This window comes from Streptomyces sp. NPDC058864 (assembly GCF_042742985.1).
In the GTDB taxonomy this organism is placed as follows: domain Bacteria; phylum Actinomycetota; class Actinomycetes; order Streptomycetales; family Streptomycetaceae; genus Actinacidiphila.
In genome coordinates, this window is record NZ_JBHYMQ010000060.1 from 1 (window position 1) to 16,696 (window position 16,696).

At 72.2% G+C, this 16,696-nt stretch carries 15 protein-coding genes; all 15 read right to left on the reverse strand.

The window, feature by feature from the left end:
* A partial coding sequence (locus ACFW3D_RS32180) for a flavodoxin-dependent (E)-4-hydroxy-3-methylbut-2-enyl-diphosphate synthase (RefSeq protein ID WP_500510227.1) occupies positions 1–362 on the reverse strand: 362 nt, incomplete at its 3' end.
* Positions 363–369: 7 nt separating this feature from the next.
* Positions 370–1,398 carry an adenosyl-hopene transferase HpnH gene (gene hpnH / locus ACFW3D_RS32185; RefSeq protein ID WP_500510228.1) on the reverse strand — a complete coding sequence of 343 codons (1,029 nt, stop codon included), beginning with the start codon at positions 1,396–1,398 and terminating at the stop codon, positions 370–372.
* 5 nt (positions 1,399–1,403) lie between these two features.
* Entirely contained in the window at positions 1,404–2,006 is a 603-nt protein-coding gene (locus ACFW3D_RS32190) for a phosphorylase family protein (protein WP_500510230.1), read from the reverse strand.
* Positions 2,006–4,033 carry a squalene--hopene cyclase gene (gene shc / locus ACFW3D_RS32195; RefSeq protein ID WP_500510232.1) on the reverse strand — a complete coding sequence of 676 codons (2,028 nt, stop codon included), beginning with the start codon at positions 4,031–4,033 and terminating at the stop codon, positions 2,006–2,008. Before shc ends, ACFW3D_RS32190 begins: the two co-directional genes overlap by 1 nt.
* Positions 4,034–4,131: 98 nt before the next feature.
* Complete coding sequence (locus ACFW3D_RS32200; RefSeq protein WP_500510234.1) at positions 4,132–5,253, reverse strand: polyprenyl synthetase family protein; 1,122 nt, start codon at positions 5,251–5,253, stop codon at positions 4,132–4,134.
* A complete protein-coding gene (gene hpnE / locus ACFW3D_RS32205) occupies positions 5,250–6,695 on the reverse strand; it encodes a hydroxysqualene dehydroxylase HpnE (protein WP_500510236.1) in 1,446 nt (481 codons plus the stop codon). The genes ACFW3D_RS32200 and hpnE overlap by 4 nt, the downstream gene beginning before the upstream one ends.
* A 186-nt stretch (positions 6,696–6,881) precedes the next feature.
* Entirely contained in the window at positions 6,882–7,790 is a 909-nt protein-coding gene (gene hpnD / locus ACFW3D_RS32210; RefSeq protein ID WP_500510306.1) for a presqualene diphosphate synthase HpnD, read from the reverse strand.
* Positions 7,791–7,816: 26 nt separating this feature from the next.
* On the reverse strand, positions 7,817–8,746 hold the full coding sequence (gene hpnC, locus ACFW3D_RS32215) for a squalene synthase HpnC (RefSeq protein WP_500510239.1): 930 nt from the start codon (positions 8,744–8,746) through the stop codon (positions 7,817–7,819).
* Positions 8,747–9,352: 606 nt separating this feature from the next.
* Positions 9,353–10,144 carry an ABC transporter ATP-binding protein gene (locus ACFW3D_RS32220; RefSeq protein ID WP_500510241.1) on the reverse strand — a complete coding sequence of 264 codons (792 nt, stop codon included), beginning with the start codon at positions 10,142–10,144 and terminating at the stop codon, positions 9,353–9,355.
* The gene (locus ACFW3D_RS32225; RefSeq protein WP_500510243.1) at positions 10,137–11,060 is read right to left on the reverse strand and encodes an ABC transporter permease; all 924 of its coding nucleotides are present in this window, start codon (positions 11,058–11,060) and stop codon (positions 10,137–10,139) included. The genes ACFW3D_RS32220 and ACFW3D_RS32225 overlap by 8 nt, the downstream gene beginning before the upstream one ends.
* Before the next feature lie 73 nt (positions 11,061–11,133).
* Positions 11,134–11,979 (reverse strand): glycosyltransferase family 2 protein, encoded by an 846-nt coding sequence (locus tag ACFW3D_RS32230; protein ID WP_500510308.1) that lies wholly within the window; start codon positions 11,977–11,979, stop codon positions 11,134–11,136.
* 53 nt (positions 11,980–12,032) lie between these two features.
* Positions 12,033–12,818: a CDP-alcohol phosphatidyltransferase family protein gene (locus ACFW3D_RS32235; RefSeq protein WP_500510245.1), complete on the reverse strand. Its 786-nt coding sequence runs from the start codon at positions 12,816–12,818 to the stop codon at positions 12,033–12,035.
* Positions 12,796–13,857, reverse strand: a complete 1,062-nt coding sequence (locus tag ACFW3D_RS32240; protein WP_500510248.1) for an iron-containing alcohol dehydrogenase family protein — start codon at positions 13,855–13,857, stop codon at positions 12,796–12,798. The genes ACFW3D_RS32235 and ACFW3D_RS32240 overlap by 23 nt, the downstream gene beginning before the upstream one ends.
* Positions 13,845–14,594 carry a phosphocholine cytidylyltransferase family protein gene (locus ACFW3D_RS32245; protein ID WP_500510250.1) on the reverse strand — a complete coding sequence of 250 codons (750 nt, stop codon included), beginning with the start codon at positions 14,592–14,594 and terminating at the stop codon, positions 13,845–13,847. Before ACFW3D_RS32245 ends, ACFW3D_RS32240 begins: the two co-directional genes overlap by 13 nt.
* On the reverse strand, positions 14,591–16,360 hold the full coding sequence (locus ACFW3D_RS32250; protein WP_500510310.1) for a DUF5941 domain-containing protein: 1,770 nt from the start codon (positions 16,358–16,360) through the stop codon (positions 14,591–14,593). The genes ACFW3D_RS32245 and ACFW3D_RS32250 overlap by 4 nt, the downstream gene beginning before the upstream one ends.
* Positions 16,361–16,696 lie beyond the last annotated feature (336 nt).

Below are 16,696 nucleotides of genomic sequence, written 5' to 3' on the forward strand. Positions count from 1 at the left end.
TTCACCCGCACCGCCGCACAGCCCGCGTCGATCGCCGCGAACACGTACTTCGGCTGGAAGTGGATGTCCGCGATCACCGGGATCTGCGACTTCCTCGCGATCTGCGGCAGCGCGTCGGCGTCGTCCTGCGAGGGGCAGGCCACCCGGACGATCTGGCAGCCCGCCGCCGTCAGTTCGGCGATCTGCTGCAGGGTCGCGTTGACGTCGGCGGTGAGCGTGGTCGTCATGGACTGGACCGAGACGGGGGCGTCGCCGCCCACCGCCACCGGCCCGACCTGGATGCGCCGCGAAGGGCGGCGCTCCGCGAGCGGTCGGGCCGGTACGGAGGGCAGGCCGAGCGGAACGGGCTCGACAGCTGTCATCGCGACGTCACTTCCCGCGGTTGCCCGTGACGGTCTCCCGGGTGGCCCTGATGGACTCCTTGAGGGAGGTCATCGTGGCCAGGACGGCGGTCGGCTCGTAGCCGCAGTGCGCCATGCAGTTGGCGCAGCGCGGGTCCTTGCCGCGGCCGTACTTGCTCCAGTCGGTGTCCTCGACGAGCTCCTTGTACGTGGTCACGTAACCGTCGCTCATCAGGTAGCAGGGACGCTGCCAGCCGAACAGGGAGTAGTTGGGGATCGCCCAGGCGGTGCACGGGAAGTCCACCTTGCCCTCGAGGAAGTCCAGGAACAGAGGGCTGTGGTTGAGCCTCCACTTCTTCCGGTTGCCGCCCGAGAAGGCCTTCTTGAACAGTTCGCGGGTCTGTTCCACGCCGAGGAAGTGCTCCTGGTCGGGAGCCTTCTCGTAGGCGTAGGCCGGCGAGATCATCATCTCGTCGACCTGCAGGTCGTCATTGAGGAAGTTGAGCACCTCGATGACGGTCTGCGGGGTGTCGGTGTTGAAGAAGGTCGAATTGGTGGTGACCCGGAAACCGCGCCGCTTGGCCTCCTTGATCGCCTCCACCGCCTCGTCGAAGACTCCTTCCTTGGCGACCGACTCGTCGTGCCTCTCGCGCAGCCCGTCGATGTGCACGGCGAAGGCGAAATAGGGCGACGGGGTGAACTTGTCCATCTTCTTGCGCAGCAGCATGGCGTTGGTGCAGAGGAAGACGTACTTCCTCTTGGCCACCAGCTGCCGCACGATCTCGTCGATCTGCGGGTGCATCAGGGGTTCGCCGCCGGCGATCGACACCATCGGCGCGCCCGATTCCAGGACGGCACCCACGGCCTGTGCCACCGGCATGCGCTGCTTCAGCACGCCCGCCGGGTGCTGGATCTTCCCGCAGCCCTCGCATTTCAGGTTGCACGCGAAAAGCGGCTCGAGTTCGACGATGAGCGGGAACTTCTCGCGCCTGCGGAGCATTTTCTGTTCGAAGAGGTAGGTGCCGACCCTGATGGACTGTCGGAGCGGCATGGCCATCTAGCTCACCTCCAGGGGAGCGCAGTAGAGCGGTGCCAATCGAGAAAAACAGGAAGAAGGTCCCTCAGCACGCGGAAAGCGGTGATCCCCGTGCGGAGCGTGCCGACCCGCACGAGCTCGAACTCGGGCGTGTCGACGACCACGCGGGCCGCGGCGACCGGGCGTGGACCCCGGGCGAGCGCGGCCCGCATCATCGCCGCCGACTCCATGTCGACGGCGACGGCACCGGTGGCCCGGAGCGCCGCCCGCTCCGGGCCCCGTACGACGTGGTCCGACTCCGCGAGCCGGCCCACGTGCACGGTGTGTCCCGCCGCCTTGAGGGCGGCGGCGAGTGATTCCCCGTCATGCGGCTCGTCGGCGACGACCACGTCGCCCGGCCGCATCCCGGGGGCCAGCCCGGCACAGAAGCCGGTGGTCAGGACTGCCGCACCGTCCAGGGCGGGGTCGCGCAGCGCGGCGGTGACGGCGCGTTCCGCGGCCTGCGGCCCCATGCCCGTGCGCACGAAGGCGACCGGGCCGGCCGCGTGGCTGCGGTCCCCGCCGCGCAGGGCGAACCGTTCCACCCGCAGCGCGCAGACGATGAGCAGAGGTGGGCCGGACGGCCCCATCAGGCCCCCTTCCGTAGCCCGCCGAACGGCTCGCCGCGCACGTAGCGCCCGAGGGCGGTGAGCGGGAAGACCATCCGGTAGAGGTGGTAGTTGATGGAGAAGTCCCTGGGGAAGCCGGTGCCGGTGAAGTACGGCTCTTCCCAGGACCCGTCCTCCTTCTGGGTACGGGCCAGCCATCGCACCCCGCGCCGGACCGCCTCGCCGTCGCGTTCGCCCGCCGCCAGCAGGGCCAGCAGGGCCCAGGCGGTCTGGGAGGCGGTGGACTCGCCCCGGCCGATCCACTCGTCGGAGGAGTACGAGCGCAGGTCCTCGCCCCAGCCCCCGTCCTCGTTCTGCACGGACTCCAGCCAGCCCACCGCCCGCCGGATGGCGGGGTGGGCCGCCGGGAGGCCGGCCGCCACGAGGGCCGGGACCACCGAACCGGTGCCGTAGATGTAGTTGACGCCCCAGCGGCCGAACCAGGCGCCGTTGCGCTCCTGTTCGGCGAGCAGCCAGTCGATCCCGCGCCGGGTGTGCGGGGCGTGCTCCAGGCCGAGGGCGGCCAGCATCTCGACCACGTGGGCCGTGACGTCGGCCGACGGCGGGTCGATGACCTCGCCGAAGTCGCAGAAGGGCAGCCGGTTGGGGAAGGCACTGGTGTTGTCCGCGTCGAAGGCGCCCCAGGCGCCGTTCTTCGACTGCATCCCGACGTTCCAGCGCACCCCGCGGTCGACCGAGGCCCTGATCCGTTCCGGATCCGGGTGGTCGACCCTGAGCAGGGCGAGGACGACCTCCGCGGTGTCGTCGATGTCGGGGTAGGTGTCGTTCTGGAACTCGAACGCCCAGCCGCCCGAGGGCAGCCCGGGCCGCTGCACGGCCCAGTCACCGGACTTGGTGATCTGCTCCCCCAGCATCCACTCGGCCGCCTTGACGAGCGCCGGGTCGTCGGCGGGGACACCGGCATCGGCGAGCGCGATGGTGGCAAGGCAGGTGTCCCAGACCGGGGACTGGCACGCCTCGATCATCCGTGTGTCCTTGTCCGGCCAGACCGCGAACTCGTCCAGCGCCCGCAGGCCGGCGCGCAGCACGGGGTGGTCGAGGTCGTAGCCGAGCAGGTGGAGCGCGATGACGGAGTACACGGCGGGCGGCTGGATGCCGCCGAAGCAGCCGTCGTTCTCCTGGCGTTCGATGATCCAGCGCGCCGCCGAGCGCATCGCGGCCCGCCGCAGCGGGCGGACGCTGACCTTGCGGTAGGCGTGCAGGGCCCGGTCGAGCCGCTGGAAGAAGCCGTCCCAGCTGGACAGCGGCGCCCGCGGGACGGGCGGGTTGGGCCGCGCGGGGTCGGTGTGGAGCTCGTCGAGGACGAACGGGGCGGGCCGTACCGGCCGGTGGGCGGCGACGATGGTCAGCGGCACGATGGTCTGCCGGGCCCAGCTGGCGAAGGAGTAGATGTTGAGCGGGACCCACTTGGGCAGGTAGATCAGCTCGGGCGGCAGTTCCGGGAGGTCGTCCCAGCGCCACCAGCCGAACAGGGCGAGCCAGATCCGGGTGAAGACCCGTGCCCGTGCGATGCCGCCGCGCTCGCGGACGAAGGCCGACGCGGCGGCCATCCAGGGCTCGTCCGGGGCGTCACCGGCGAGCCGCAGCGCGACGTAGGCCTCGACGGTGGCCGAGAGGTCGCCGGGTCCGCCGTGGAAGGTGGGCCAGGCGCCGTCCTCGCGTTGCTGGGACCTGATCCAGCGGCCGGCGGCCTCGGTGACCCTCTCGTCCTGGATGCCGAGGAACTGACGGAGCAGCAGGTCCTCGGCGTCCATCGTGACGTTGGTCTCGAGGTCGCCCTTCCACCAGCCGTCAGGATGCTGACGGGCCAGCAGGTGGCCGGTGGCCCGGCGCGCGGCCTCGGCCGCGAGCTCCTCGGTCCGGCCGGTGAGGCCGCCGGGCCCGGGACCTGACGCCGGTTCCGGGATCGCGCCCGAGGTCTTCGTTCTGGCCGAGGGTGTCCCGCGGGCCGCATCGCCCCCGGGACCGCCGTCGGTCGTCGCTGTCATGGCTTCCCCTTTGCACAGTCGTTCTGTCTGCGGTGTTGGGGCTGCCGTCGGCCGTCACGCGCGCCCGGCCGGCGACGTACTGCGCTCCAGTTGTGTCCTTACTTCTCGCGAACCACCACGAAATCCGCCAGGCCCACGAGCTTACGGTGAACTTCTCCCGGCATGTCCATTTTGTCGAGTGCGGCGATGGCGGTGGCGTACTGCCGGCGGGCTTCCCGGGAGGTCCACTCCCGGCCTCCGGCCTCCTCGATCAACGCCGCCCGTGTCGCGAACTCTTCCTCGTCGAAGGACTCGATGTCATTACGGTCCGTCGAATCCGCGGCCTTCGCGTCCGCGGCGAGGATGTCGGCCAGGCGCCGTGAGGCGGAGCCGCCCGCGGCCAGTGCGGCGACCACCGGGAGGGACTTCTTGCGCTGGCGCAGGTCGCTCCAGGTCTGCTTGCCGGTGGCGGCCGGGTCGCCCCAGATGCCGAGCAGGTCGTCCACGGCCTGGAAGGCCAGGCCGAGGTGGTAGCCGTACTCCTCCAGGGCGTCGGCGTCGGCCTCGGAGGCGCCGCCGAGCACCGCGCCGATGGAGCAGGCGCAGGCCAGGAGGGCACCGGTCTTGTTGCCCTCCATCTCCAGGCACTCCTCGACGGTGACCCGCTCGCGGTGCTCGAAGGAGATGTCCTGGGCCTGTCCGTCGATCAGTTTGCGGGTGGCGGTGGTGATCCGGCGGGTGGCCCGGCCGGCCTCCACGGTGCCCTGCTCCAGCAGGATCTCGTTGGCGAGGGCGAAGAGGGCGTCGCCGACCAGGATGGCCTGGGCGGGGCCGTGCACCTTCCAGACGGTGTCGCGGTGGCGGCGCTGCTCGTCACCGTCCATCAGGTCGTCGTGCAGCAGGGAGAAGTTGTGCACCAGTTCCACGGCGACCGCGCCCGGGATGCCCACCTCGGGGGCGGCGCCGGCCGCCTCGGCGGACAGCAGCGCGAGTGCCGGCCGTACGGCCTTGCCGCTGTCGCCGTGGGTCGGGTTGCCGGCGGCGTCGATCCATCCGAAGTGGTAGGCGGCGACGGTGTCCATCGGGGGTGCGAGGCGGTCCACGGCGGCGCGCAGCACCGGCGTGGACAGTTCCCGGCCGCGCTCCAGGAGCGCGGTCACGGTCCCTCTGTCGACGCCCGCGGTCATCTGCTCGTTGCCAGCGGTCACATTCTCTCCTCTGATTGCACTGGTCATGCTCATACCGGCTCCAGGCCTTCGATTGCGAAGGTACGTGGGTCGAAGGGATGGCGGAGTGCGGTCAAAGCTGCTCGGGAGGCTTGCAAACCGCTGCGGACCGCGCTTTCCATCGTCGCGGGCCAGCCGGTCGCGGTCCAAGCGCCGGCGAGCCAGACGCCCGGTTCCCGGGTCCGGGGACCCGGGCGGAGGGCGCCGACACCGGGGAGGGGCGCGAAGGTCGCGGTCCGTTCCCTGGTGACGAAGAAGTCCAGTACGGCGGCTTCGCGCGCGACCGGGAGCAGCCGCTCCAGTTCCGGCAGGTAGCGCTTTCGCAGTTCGGCCACGGGGAGATCGATCTCCTCCTGGGCCGCCGACTGGGACAGGGCGACGTACTGGCCCCCGCCGGTCAGGCCGGAGTGCTCCGTGCGGTCGAAGACCCACTGCACGGGGCTACCGAGGGCGGCGAAGAACGGCTGCCGCATGACCTGGCGGTCGTAGACGACGTGCACGTTGAGGATCGGCGCGGTGCCGATGCGCAGCAGCGCGTCCTGGTCGGCCAGGGCGCCCGCGGGGAGCAGTCCGTGGGCCTCCTGCTGCGGCACGGCCAGGACGACGGCGTCGGCCGTGAAGCGCTCGGCGCGTCCGGGTCCGGACTCCGCCTCGACCTCCCAGACCGGTCCGCCGTCCCCGGGGCCGCCGTCGCGGGACCGTACCGGCTCGGACGCGTCCGTGCGGGTGAGGGAGGTGGCGCGGGTGCGCAGCAGGGTGCGCACGCCCGCCTTGTCCAGGGCGGTGCGGGCGCGGTCGTCGTGCAGTTCGCCGAGCGGCCGGGCGGCCCAGCCGATGTCCGCGGCGCCCGGGGCGGAGAGCAGACCGGTCTTGAAGACCTTGGCGGCCAGGCCCAGTGACGCCTCGTCGGCCGTGGCGTTGAGTGTGGCCACGCCGACCAGGTCCCACAGCGCCTCGATGGTGCGGGCCGACTGGCCGTGCTCGCGCAGCCAGGTGCCGAAGTCCACGGCGTCGAGCGCCGGGTCGGCGGGGTCCAGTGAGCGCAGCGCGAGCGCGGCGCGCCCGACGGACGCCCGCTCGGCCAGGGAGAGATGCGGGTAGGTGGCCAGGCTCGCGGCCAGGTGCAGCGGTACGGGCAGCCCCGCGCGGCGCAGCCGGCCGAGCCGGGGCCGCGGGGTCGCCACGTCGAGTACCGGTACGTCGAGCCGGTCCTGGAGGGTGACGAGGTCGGCCGCGTCGATGCGCTCCAGGAACCGCAGGTAGGCGACGCAGCACCGCAGGAAGACGTGCTGGCCGTTGTCGACCGTGAGGTCACCGCGCCGGAAGGAGAAGGCGAGTCCGCCCAGCCGGGGCCGGGCCTCGAGCAGGGTGACGCGCAGCCCGGCGTCGGCCAGTGCGAGTGCCGCCGTCGTGCCCGCGAGCCCGCCGCCGATCACGACGGCCGTGCGCTCAGCCATGCGTCCTCCCCCGGGTGCCGCCGCGCGAGGCGCGGCGCACCATTGCCGACAGTGACGCCGCCGGCACGGCGGCGGTTGCCTCATGGCGGCGGAAAACAGCGGTTTTCCGCGACGCTGCCGCTCCCGTGCTGGTTGCGGTGCTTTTGCCGGTGCGGGTGAAGGGGCCCGCGGCCGGTGGGGCGGGTGTCACACGCGCCTCCTGGCGGCACGTCGGGCGTCGAGACCGGCGAGGCCGCGCGCCGCGACGTACGCCTTCTGGTGGCCGGGGAGCGAGACCCGGCCGCGCAGGACGGCCTCGGGATCGGCGGCGATGCGCTCCAGGAGGCGGCGGTAGATGCCGGCCATGGCCGAGACGCAGGCGCCGCTGCGGCGGTCGAGCATGGGCAGCAGCCGGTACCCCTCGGCGAACAGGGCGCGGGCCCGCTTCACCTCGTACTCGACCAGGCCCGCGAAGTCGGACCCGGGCGGCGGGGTGTCGGTGAGGAAACCGGCGGAGCAGCCGAACTTCGCGAGGTCGTCGGCGGGCAGGTAGGTGCGCCCGTTGGCGGCGTCCTCGCGCAGGTCGCGCAGGATGTTGGTGAGTTGCAGGGCGAGGCCGAGGGTGTCCGCGTACTCCGCGGCGCGCTCCCGGCCGGGCACGCCGGGACGGGTGCCGAAGACGCCGAGCGACAGCCGGCCGATGGCACCGGCGACGCAACGGCAGTAGGACGCGAGGTCCTCCCACGTCTCGTAGGTGTCGCCGCGCAGGTCCATCTGGACGCCGTCGATCAGTTCCTCGAGCCCGCCGAGCGGGAGCGGGAAGCGGCGCGCGGCGTCGGCGAGCGCGACGGCCACCGGGTCGGTGTCGTCCTCGCCGACCGCGCCCTCGCGGACGCGGGTGAGCAGCGCCCGGGTCCCGTCGAGCCGCCGCTGCTTCTCGGGGAGGTCGAGGTCGCCGTCGCCGATGTCGTCCACCCGCCGGGAGAAGGCGTAGAGCGCGGACATGGCCTGCCGCTTGGGGGTGGGCAGGAGCCGGATGCCGTAGGCGAAGTTCCGGGCCTCGTGGCCGGTGACGACCTCGCAGTAGCGGTAGGCCGCGAGCACAGGTCCGGACATGCGATCGGAGCCGTTCACGGTCCGGCTCACCCCTCTCTTCGCAATGTCGACCCCACCTCGCGCAGCAGGCTCAACCTGCCCGCCTTCGGCGGCCCGGGCAGCACGTCGTACCCCGCGTCCGCGATCGCCCGCAGGGCGGCGCGGCCTCCTCCGGTGAACCCGGCGAGCAACAGCCTGAGCCTGCCGTGGACGCTACCCACCAAGGGGGTGCCTTCATTCAGGAGGTCTCGGGCGCGTTCCGCTTCGTACGCAACCAGTGCGCGCACCTGTGCGCCCGCGGTCGCCGCGGTGAGATCGGTTTCGGTGACGCCGAAGCGCTTCATGTCCTCGGCGGGCAGGTAGATGCGGTCGCGGCCGAGGTCCTCGGCCACGTCCTGGAGGTGCTCGATGATCTGCAGCGCGGTGCAGATCGCGTCCGAGCGGCGGATCCGCTCGGGCGTGGCGGTACCGGTGATGCCGAGCACGAGCCGGCCGACCGGGTTCGCCGACAGCTCGCAGTAGGCGAGCAGGTCCTCGTAGCGGGCGTAGCGGCGGACGACCTGGTCCTGGCGGTTGGCCTCGACGAGGCCGAGGAACGGGGCCGGTGTCAGACCGTGCCGCCGGACGGTGGGCCGCAGCGCGCGCAGCAGCGGGTGGCGGATGTCGTCGGGGCCGGCGTCGAAGACCCGGCGCAGGTCCGCCTCGAAGGCGTCGAGCATGGCGAGACGGTCCTCGGCGGCCTCCGCCGGCAGTCCCAGACGTACGGCGTCGGTACGGCCGCCGTCGGCCAGGTCCCCGTCGCCGATGTCGTCGACGAGCCGGGCGAAGCCGTAGACCGCCATCAGGTCGGCACGCCAGGAGCGGGGGACGAAGAAGGGAGCGACGGGAAAGTTCTCGCGGGCCGCCTTGTCGAGGACGGCACGTGAATGGGGGTCCGGCGCCGTGACAGCCCGCGCCTCGGGCTTGAGACCGGTCACCGTGGACGTCCCGCTGTGCGGGCGGTGGGTGCTTTCTCCCCAGGGGTCCACAGAGCCATTTCCGTCACATCCCCCGTTCTACACCGATAGCCCATTACACCCAATTTCGGACACGCCGCTCCTATAATTCCTGCTCCGGGCTGTCCCTGCACTCGAACCGACTCTCCGGACGTATCGCCCGAGATCCGGCGATTGAGTACCGCTACAGCTTACGGCGCGGATCCGCTCCGGCGTGCGCCGGGGGGCGGACCGATGTCGATCCGAAAGCAGCAACGCACAAACCGCGGGTTCCCGTCCCCGGTGTCTCGCAAAATCCCGGGAAAATCATCAGCCCCATTCGCCCCGCAAACCGCGCGCCGCGGATGCGCCGGGCGCGCGCCCACTCACTTGGCGTATCCCCACCGGGCCCGCGGGGAGCCCGGACGGCGTCCCGGCGGACGGGAGCCGCGGCGGGGGCGGGAACGCGGTCGAACGGCGCGCGGGGGCGGGAGAGTTCGCAGGTCGCGGGGACCGGACGAGCGCCGGGGCGCCCGCATGGCGCCTCCCCCGGCCTCCGGGCATGCGCCGGCCCGCGCCCCGGTCAGGGGCGCGGGCCGGTCCGCGGGGTCACTTCGCGGTGAACTCCTCGTACGCCTTCAGGACGACGTCCGTGGGGCCGTCCATGCGCAGCTCGCCCTTCTCCAGCCACAGCACGCGGTCGCAGGTGTCGCGGATCGACTTGTTGTTGTGGCTGACCAGGAAGACCGTGCCCGCCTCCTTGCGCAGCTCGCGGATCCGCGCCTCCGAGCGCTTCTGGAAGGAGCGGTCGCCGGTGGCGAGGGCCTCGTCGATCATCAGGACGTCGTGGCTCTTGGCCGCGGCGATCGAGAAGCGCAGGCGCGCCGCCATGCCGGAGGAGTACGTCCGCATGGGGAGCGAGATGAAGTCGCCCTTCTCGTTGATCCCGGAGAACTCGACGATCTGCTCGTAGCGCTCCCGCACCTCGTCCTGCGACATGCCCATGGCGAGGCCGCCCAGGATGACGTTGCGCTCACCGGTCAGGTCGTTCATCAGCGCGGCGTTCACGCCCAGCAGCGAGGGCTGGCCCTCGGTGAACACCTTGCCGCTCTCCGCGGGCAGCAGCCCGGCGATGGCGCGCAGCATGGTGGACTTGCCCGAGCCGTTGGAACCGATCAGGCCGATCGCCTCGCCGCGGTAGGCGGTGAAGCTCACGCCGCGCACGGCGTGCACCTTGCGGACGTTCGGGTTGCCCTTGCGGGTGACCATGCGGGACAGGGCGCCGACCGCGCTGCCCTTGCCGGTGCCGGCACCGTGCACCCGGTACACGATGTGCAGGTCGTCCACGATCACGGTGGGGATGCGCTCGCCGCCCGGGGCGGCGTCGTTGTGCTCAGCCACGGCCGTACCTCTCCTCGGCCTTCCAGAAGTACACGAAGCCCCCGACGCCCATGACCACGGCCCAGCCCAGCGCCAGCGCCCAGACGTGCGGTGGCAGCTGCTCGGAGGTGAAGCTGTCGATCAGCGCGAAGCGCATCAGGTCGATGTAGACGGCCGCCGGATTGGCGTCCAGGGCGATCTTGACGACGGCCGGGGCACCCGCCGCGAAGTGGCTGATGCTGTACATGACACCGGACGCGTACATCCAGGTCCTCAGGATGAACGGCATGAGCTGCGCCAGGTCGGTCATCTTGCTGCCGAGCCGGGCCATCACCAGCGCCAGACCGGCGTTGAAGACGCACTGCAGGACGAGCGCGGGCACGACGAGCAGCCACGACGGGCCGGGCACCTCGCCGGTCATCAGCACGATCGCCAGCAGCACGAACATCGACATCAGCAGCTGCTGCAGCTGGACCAGGGTGAACGCGATCGGCAGGCTCGCGCGCGGGAAGTGCAGTGCGCGGATCAGCCCGAGGTTGCCCGCCACGGCGCGCACCCCCGCCAGCACCGAGGACTGGGTGAAGGTGAAGATGAAGACGCCGGTGACCAGGAAGGCGATGTAGTTGTCGACACCCCGGTCGGTGCCCAGCAGCAGGCCGAAGATGAAGTAGTAGACGGCCGCGTTCAGCAGCGGCGTCAGCACCTGCCACAGCTGGCCCAGCCGGGCCTGGGTGTACTGCGCGGACACGCGGGCCCGGGCGAACGCCGCGATGAAATGACGGCGGCTCCACAGCTGCCGCACGTACTCGACGAGGCCCGGACGTGCGCCGCTGACGGACAGGCCGTACTTGGCCGCCAGCTGGGACGGCGTGAGGCCGCCGTCCGCCGGGGGCACCCGGCCCACGGCGACCGCACCGTCGTGCGTTGTCTCGCTCACAGTTGACACTTTCGTCCTCTTGGTGCGCCACGGGCCGGGGCCCGTCGCGCGGGGTCACTCTTGTCCGAGCTTGTCAGATGATCGGGGGCCGGCCCAGTCGGGTGAGACGCCACACGGTCCGCCACCGCATGGGCCGGCGCGGGCCGCTCGAGGTCGTCCAGCCCTCCTTGAAACCGCCGAACCACGCCCTCAGCGCGGGGCCCGAGGGTCTGCGCAGCAGGGTCAGCAGCATCCACACGCCGAGGTAGACCGGGACCAGGGTCCACGGCAGGTTGCGGCGGGCCAGCCACACGCGGTTGCGGGCCACCATCCGGTGGTAGACCGCGTGGCGGCTCGGGGCGGTCAGCGGGTGGAAGAGCACCATGTCCGCGCGGTAGTCGATCATCCAGCCCGCGTCGAGGGCCCGCCAGGCGAGGTCGGTCTCCTCGTGGGCGTAGAAGAACTCGTCGGGCAGGCCGCCGACCTCCCGGAAGACCTCCGTGCGCACGGCGTTGGCACCGCCGAGGAAGGTGGTGACGCGCGAGGAGCGCAGGGGGTCGGAGGCACGCAGCCGGGGGACGTGACGGCGCTGGGTGGTCCCGGACTCCGGGTCGGCGATCCGGAAGCTGACGATGCCGAGCTCGGGGTCCGCGGCGAAGGCCTCGCGCACCAGCTCCGCGGTGTCCTCGTTCGGCAGCAGCCCGTCGTCGTCCAGGAAGAGCAGGACGTCGACCTCGCTGCCACCGGGGCCGAAGGCCTCGATTCCGACGTTCCGGCCGCCGGGGATGCCCAGGTTCTCGGGCAGCTCGACGGACCGCACCCCGGCGGGCAGCTCGGGCAGCGGCGAGCCGTTGCCGACCACGGCCACCTCGACCGCCGGTCCGCGCTGCTTGGCGACCGAGTCCAGCAGGTCGCGCAGTTCCTCGGGGCGGTTGCCCATGGTGATGATCACCGCGCCCAGCCGGATCGTCCCTGTCGACGTCCCCACGACGCTCACCTCAGCCTGCTCGACGCGAGGATCGACACCAGGTGCAGCAGCGTCTGGAGCACGGCGATGGCGGCCAGGAGGCAGACGGCGATGCGGGTGAAGAGCAGGTCGCCGTGGACGGAGTCCGCGACGCCGGCCGCGAGGATCAGCAGTGAGGCCTCGACACCGCCCACCAGTCGGTGGAACTTCAGCGCGGCGGCGGCCTTGCGGGCCAGTGCCAGGCCGGAGGACCGGGGCGTGGAGGCCTCGTCCTGGACGGCGGGCAGGCCGCTGCGGGAGCGGGCCACGTCCACCAGGTCCGTCTCGGCCTTGATGAGGATCGCGCCGAGCGCGGCCAGCGTCCCGAGGAAGGCCCAGCCCCACTGGGTCGTGGCGCCCTCGCGGTGGAAGAGGTCCGCCGCGCGCAGCCCGAAGCCGACCAATAGCGCCGCCTCGGACAGGTAGTGCCCCACCCGGTCGAGGTAGACGCCGGTGATCGAGGTCTGCTTGCGCCAGCGTGCGACCTCGCCGTCGACGCAGTCCAGCAGCAGGTACAGCTGGATCAGCAGCGCGCCCGCCACGGCGCCGGCCAAGCCGGGCACCAAGAGGGCCGCGCCGGCCGCTATACCGGCGACGATCATGAGGTACGTGAGCTGGTTGGGGGTTACCCGGCTGTTGACGAGGTGCCGGGTCCAGCGCAGCGAGATCTCCCGCATGTAGATGCGCCCGGCCCAGTGCTCACCGCTGCGACGGTCCTTCAGCCCCGCGGGGTGAACGACCGGCCGCAGCTCAGCTACCGATGGTTTTGGCATAGTCGGCGTATGCGTCCCTGATCTGGTCGGTGGAGAGCTCCAGGTGCTCCAGGATCGTGTAACGCCCGGGGCGGGTCTGCGGAGCGTATTCGACGGCGGTGACGAACTCGGCCTCGGTGAAACCGATTTCACCTGGCGTGGTGGGCAGCCCGTGGCGGTGCAGGACCTCCGCGAAGAGGCCGGCCTCCTCCTTGGCGCCGCGCAGGAACATGGCGAAGGCGGCGGCGATGCCGACCTGCTCGCCGTGGGCGGCGGCCCGCTTGGGGTACAGCAGGTCGATCGCGTGGCTGATCTCGTGGCACGCCCCGGAGGCGGGACGGCTGTCGCCGCTGATCGACATCGCGATGCCGGTGAGCACCAGTGCCTCGGACAGCACGGTCAGGAAGTCGTCCTCCCCCGTGCCGCCGGGGTGCCGGAGCACCGACTCGCCGGCGGTGCGCGCCATGGCGGCGGCCAGCCCGTCGATCGGCTCCCCGGTCTCGCGGTGGGACAGCTCCCAGTCGGCGATCGCCGAGATGTTGGACAGGGCGTCGCCGATGCCGGAGCGCACGTAGCGGACCGGGGCCTCGCGGATCACGTCGAGGTCGATGACGAGTCCGATCGGGGTCGGCACGCCGTAGGAGCCGCGGCCGTTGTCGTTGTCCAGGGTGGACACCGGCGAGCAGATGCCGTCGTGCGACAGGTTGGTCGCGACCGCCACCAGCGGCAGGCCGACGCGCGCGGCGGCGTACTTGGCGGCGTCGATGATCTTGCCGCCGCCGAGCCCGACCACCGCGTCGTAGCGGCTGCCGCGCATGGCGTCGGCGAGCTGCACGGCGCCGTCGATGGTGCCTCCGGCCACCTCGTACCAGTCCGCGCCCGGCAGCGCCGGGGCGAGCCGCTCGCGCAGCACGGCACCCGATCCGCCGCTCACCGCGATGGCGAGCCTGCCGGAACTGGAGATGCGCTGGTCGGCGAGCACGGTCGCCAGGTCGTCCAGGGCGCCGGCCCTGATGTCGACGACGACCGGCGAGGGGATGAGCCTCGTCAGTACCGGCACGCGATCTCCCGGGCACGGTTGAGGTCGTCGTGGTTGTCGATCTCGACCCAGGGGACCTCGCCGATGGGGGCGACGTCGACCTGGAAGCCGCGGTTGACCAGCTCCTGGTAGCCGTCCTCGTAGTACAGCTGCGGGTCGCGCTCGAAGGTGGCCTTCAGCGCGTCGGCGAGGTCTGCGCCGGCCTCGCCCTCGATGAGGGTGACACCGATGTACTCGCCCGTCGCGGACGCCGGGTCCATCAGCTTGGTGATGCGCCGGACGCCCTTGCCCTCGGCGGTGACGACCTTCATCTCCTCGTCGGCGAGGTGCTTGACCGTGTCGAGGGCGAGGATGATGCGCTGCCCGTCGCCGCGGGCGGCGAGCAGGGTCTGCTCCACGGAGACCGGGTGCACGGTGTCGCCGTTGGCGAGGATGACGCCTTCCCTGATGACGTCACGGGCGCACCACAGGGAGTAGGCGTTGTTCCACTCCTCGGCCTTGTCGTTCTCGACGAGGTGGAGCTTCAGGCCGTACTTGGCCTCCAGCTCGGCCTGCCGCTCGCGGACGGCCTCCTTGCGGTAGCCCACGACGATGGCGGCCTCGGTCAGGCCGACCTCCGCGAAGTTGCCCAGGGTGAGGTCCAGCACGGTGGTCGTCCCCTCGCCGGCCGGGTCCACCGGCACCAGGGCCTTCGGCAGGGTGTCGGTGTAGGGGCGCAGTCGCCGTCCGGCGCCGGCCGCCAGCACGAGGCCGATCATGCAGGTCCTCCAGTCTCGTCGTGTACAGCGGGTGCTTGCGAGGACACCCAGAAGCCGATGCTCTCGGTGAGCACCACCACCGCCAGCGCGACGGCGAGGACCGTCAGCGCGACGGTGAAACCCGTGTGGTGCGCCAGGGCCGTGGCCGCCGCGGTGACCAGCAGTACCCGGCCCTCGTGACCGCCCGTCGCGCGGACCAGGCCCCGCGGAGGCGCTCCGGCCCCGCCACGGATGCGGTACACCGTGTCGTAGTGATGGTAGGCGACGGCGGCCACCAGCCCGAAAGCCGCGGGCAACGCTCCGTTCACGTCGGAGACCGCCGCGAGCACCAGGATGGTTGTGTATTCGGCCGCGCGGAAGACCGGCGGCACGATCCAGTCGAGGGCTCCCTTGAGCGGCCTGGAGACGGCGAGGGCCGACGTCACGGCGTAGCCGCCGGCGGCGACGAGCGGCCACGCGCTGCCGGCCGGCGCCAGCGTCGACGTGGCGATCATCACTGCCGCGCCCAGCAGCGCGGCCACCGGGACGCCGCGGCCCCGGAAGAGACGGGTGAGGCCCTCGGCGAGCGGGCCGGTGTCGGCCAGGTCGGCCAGCGCCCGGGCGGTGGCGTCGCCGTAGGGCGTCCTGCGGCGGAGCGAGCGCAGCAGGCGGCCCGCCGTGGTGTAGCAGGCCGCGAGCCCCGAGGCGACGATGAGCACGGTGAGGGTGATCCGCGGCGTCGTCGTCGCGGTGAGCACGGCGATCAGCGCCCAGCGTTCGCCGATCGGCAGCACGATCATGCGGCGCAGCCACACCGTCCAGCCGACGCCGTCGAGTTTCCGGGAGAGCACCGCGGTGCCGTTCCCGGTGTCCTGGCTGGTCTCGGCGAAGGCGAAGTCCACGACGTGGCGGCAGGTCTGCAGCACCATGGCGCCGAGCGCCAGCGCCCAGACGTCGTCGCCGCCGCGGGCCGCGCCGAGCGCGAGGCCCGCGTAGTAGGCGTACTCCTTGGCGCGGTCGAAGGTGGCGTCCAGCCAGGCGCCGAGCGTGGAGTACTGCAGCGAGTAACGGGCCAGCTGGCCGTCGGTGCAGTCCAGGACGAACGAGGCCAGCAGCAGCACGCCGGCGGCGACGAAGCCCGGCCGGGTCCCGGTGGCCGCGCAGCCGGCCGCGATCAGGGCCACCAGCAGCGAGGCGGTGGTCACCTGATTCGGGGTGAGCCCGCGGCGGGCGCACCAGCGCGCGAGGTAGCGCGAGTAGGGGCTGATGAAGAACGTGGTGAAGAAGCCGTCGCGGGACTTCACGGCGCCGCGCAGCCGTACCGCCTCGTCGTCGACGGCGGCGACCGCCGCCTCCGCGCCCGCACGCCCGGTGGCGTCGGCCGGGACGGTCGCGACGAGGACGCCGAGCTCGGGACGGTGGACGGTCAGGCCGTCCTTCTCCATCCGCCCGGCGAGGCGGTCGGCGAGGGTCTCCCCCTCGCCCTCCGCCCCGGTCTCCGCGACGGCCCGCACCAGGGCGGCGCGGGCGTCGGGGCGCACCGAGACGGCGCCGGGCACGGCGGAGGCCTCGAAGCGGGGGTCGGTCAGCCCGAGGCGCAGTGCGTGCACGTGCCCGACGAAGCGCGGGTCGACAACGGCGACGCGCTCGGACGCGGGGACGGCCTGGAGGCGGGCGGCGAGCGAGGCGGCGTCCTCCGCGGTGACGACCTCGAAGCCGAGGTTCCGCAGGTCGCCCCCGATCGGCGACATCGCGACCGGCGGACCGGTGAGGATGGCGGTCGACAGAAGGACTCATCTCCCTGGGCTTGCGGGTGTGCTCGGCGCCTTCCGCGGGCGCCGCCGCACAGGGTGCGACGCGCCGAGCGGGGCCGTGTCGGCAGAGGCTATCGGATTCCCGGAAGGCTCCGTTCACCGGCCGTTTCCCTTGCGGTGGGCCGCACGGCGTGATCATCATCGTCGAACACGCGGGCGCCGACAACGCCCGGTGCGTCCCGTGGGACGGAGATCACGGTGGCCACCGGCGTGCGCGGGCTCCCGGCGGGCCCGGCCCTCGCGAGCGGAACGCCGGTGCGCGCGGTCCGGTCGACGGCCACGACCCCGCTCACGGCCACGGCCCGGAGC

Excerpts from the sequence above, each read along its gene's own strand:
- hpnH (WP_500510228.1), bottom strand. The coding sequence starts at position 1,398 with ATGGCCATGCCGCTCCGACAGTCCATCAGGGTCGGCACCTACCTCTTC.
- ACFW3D_RS32190 (WP_500510230.1), bottom strand. The coding sequence starts at position 2,006 with ATGGGGCCGTCCGGCCCACCTCTGCTCATCGTCTGCGCGCTGCGGGTG.
- shc (WP_500510232.1), bottom strand. The coding sequence starts at position 4,033 with ATGACAGCGACGACCGACGGCGGTCCCGGGGGCGATGCGGCCCGCGGG.
- ACFW3D_RS32200 (WP_500510234.1), bottom strand. The coding sequence starts at position 5,253 with ATGAGCATGACCAGTGCAATCAGAGGAGAGAATGTGACCGCTGGCAAC.
- hpnE (WP_500510236.1), bottom strand. The coding sequence starts at position 6,695 with ATGGCTGAGCGCACGGCCGTCGTGATCGGCGGCGGGCTCGCGGGCACG.
- hpnD (WP_500510306.1), bottom strand. The coding sequence starts at position 7,790 with ATGTCCGGACCTGTGCTCGCGGCCTACCGCTACTGCGAGGTCGTCACC.
- ACFW3D_RS32230 (WP_500510308.1), bottom strand. The coding sequence starts at position 11,979 with ATGGGCAACCGCCCCGAGGAACTGCGCGACCTGCTGGACTCGGTCGCC.
- ACFW3D_RS32235 (WP_500510245.1), bottom strand. The coding sequence starts at position 12,818 with ATGCCAAAACCATCGGTAGCTGAGCTGCGGCCGGTCGTTCACCCCGCG.
- ACFW3D_RS32245 (WP_500510250.1), bottom strand. The coding sequence starts at position 14,594 with ATGATCGGCCTCGTGCTGGCGGCCGGCGCCGGACGGCGACTGCGCCCC.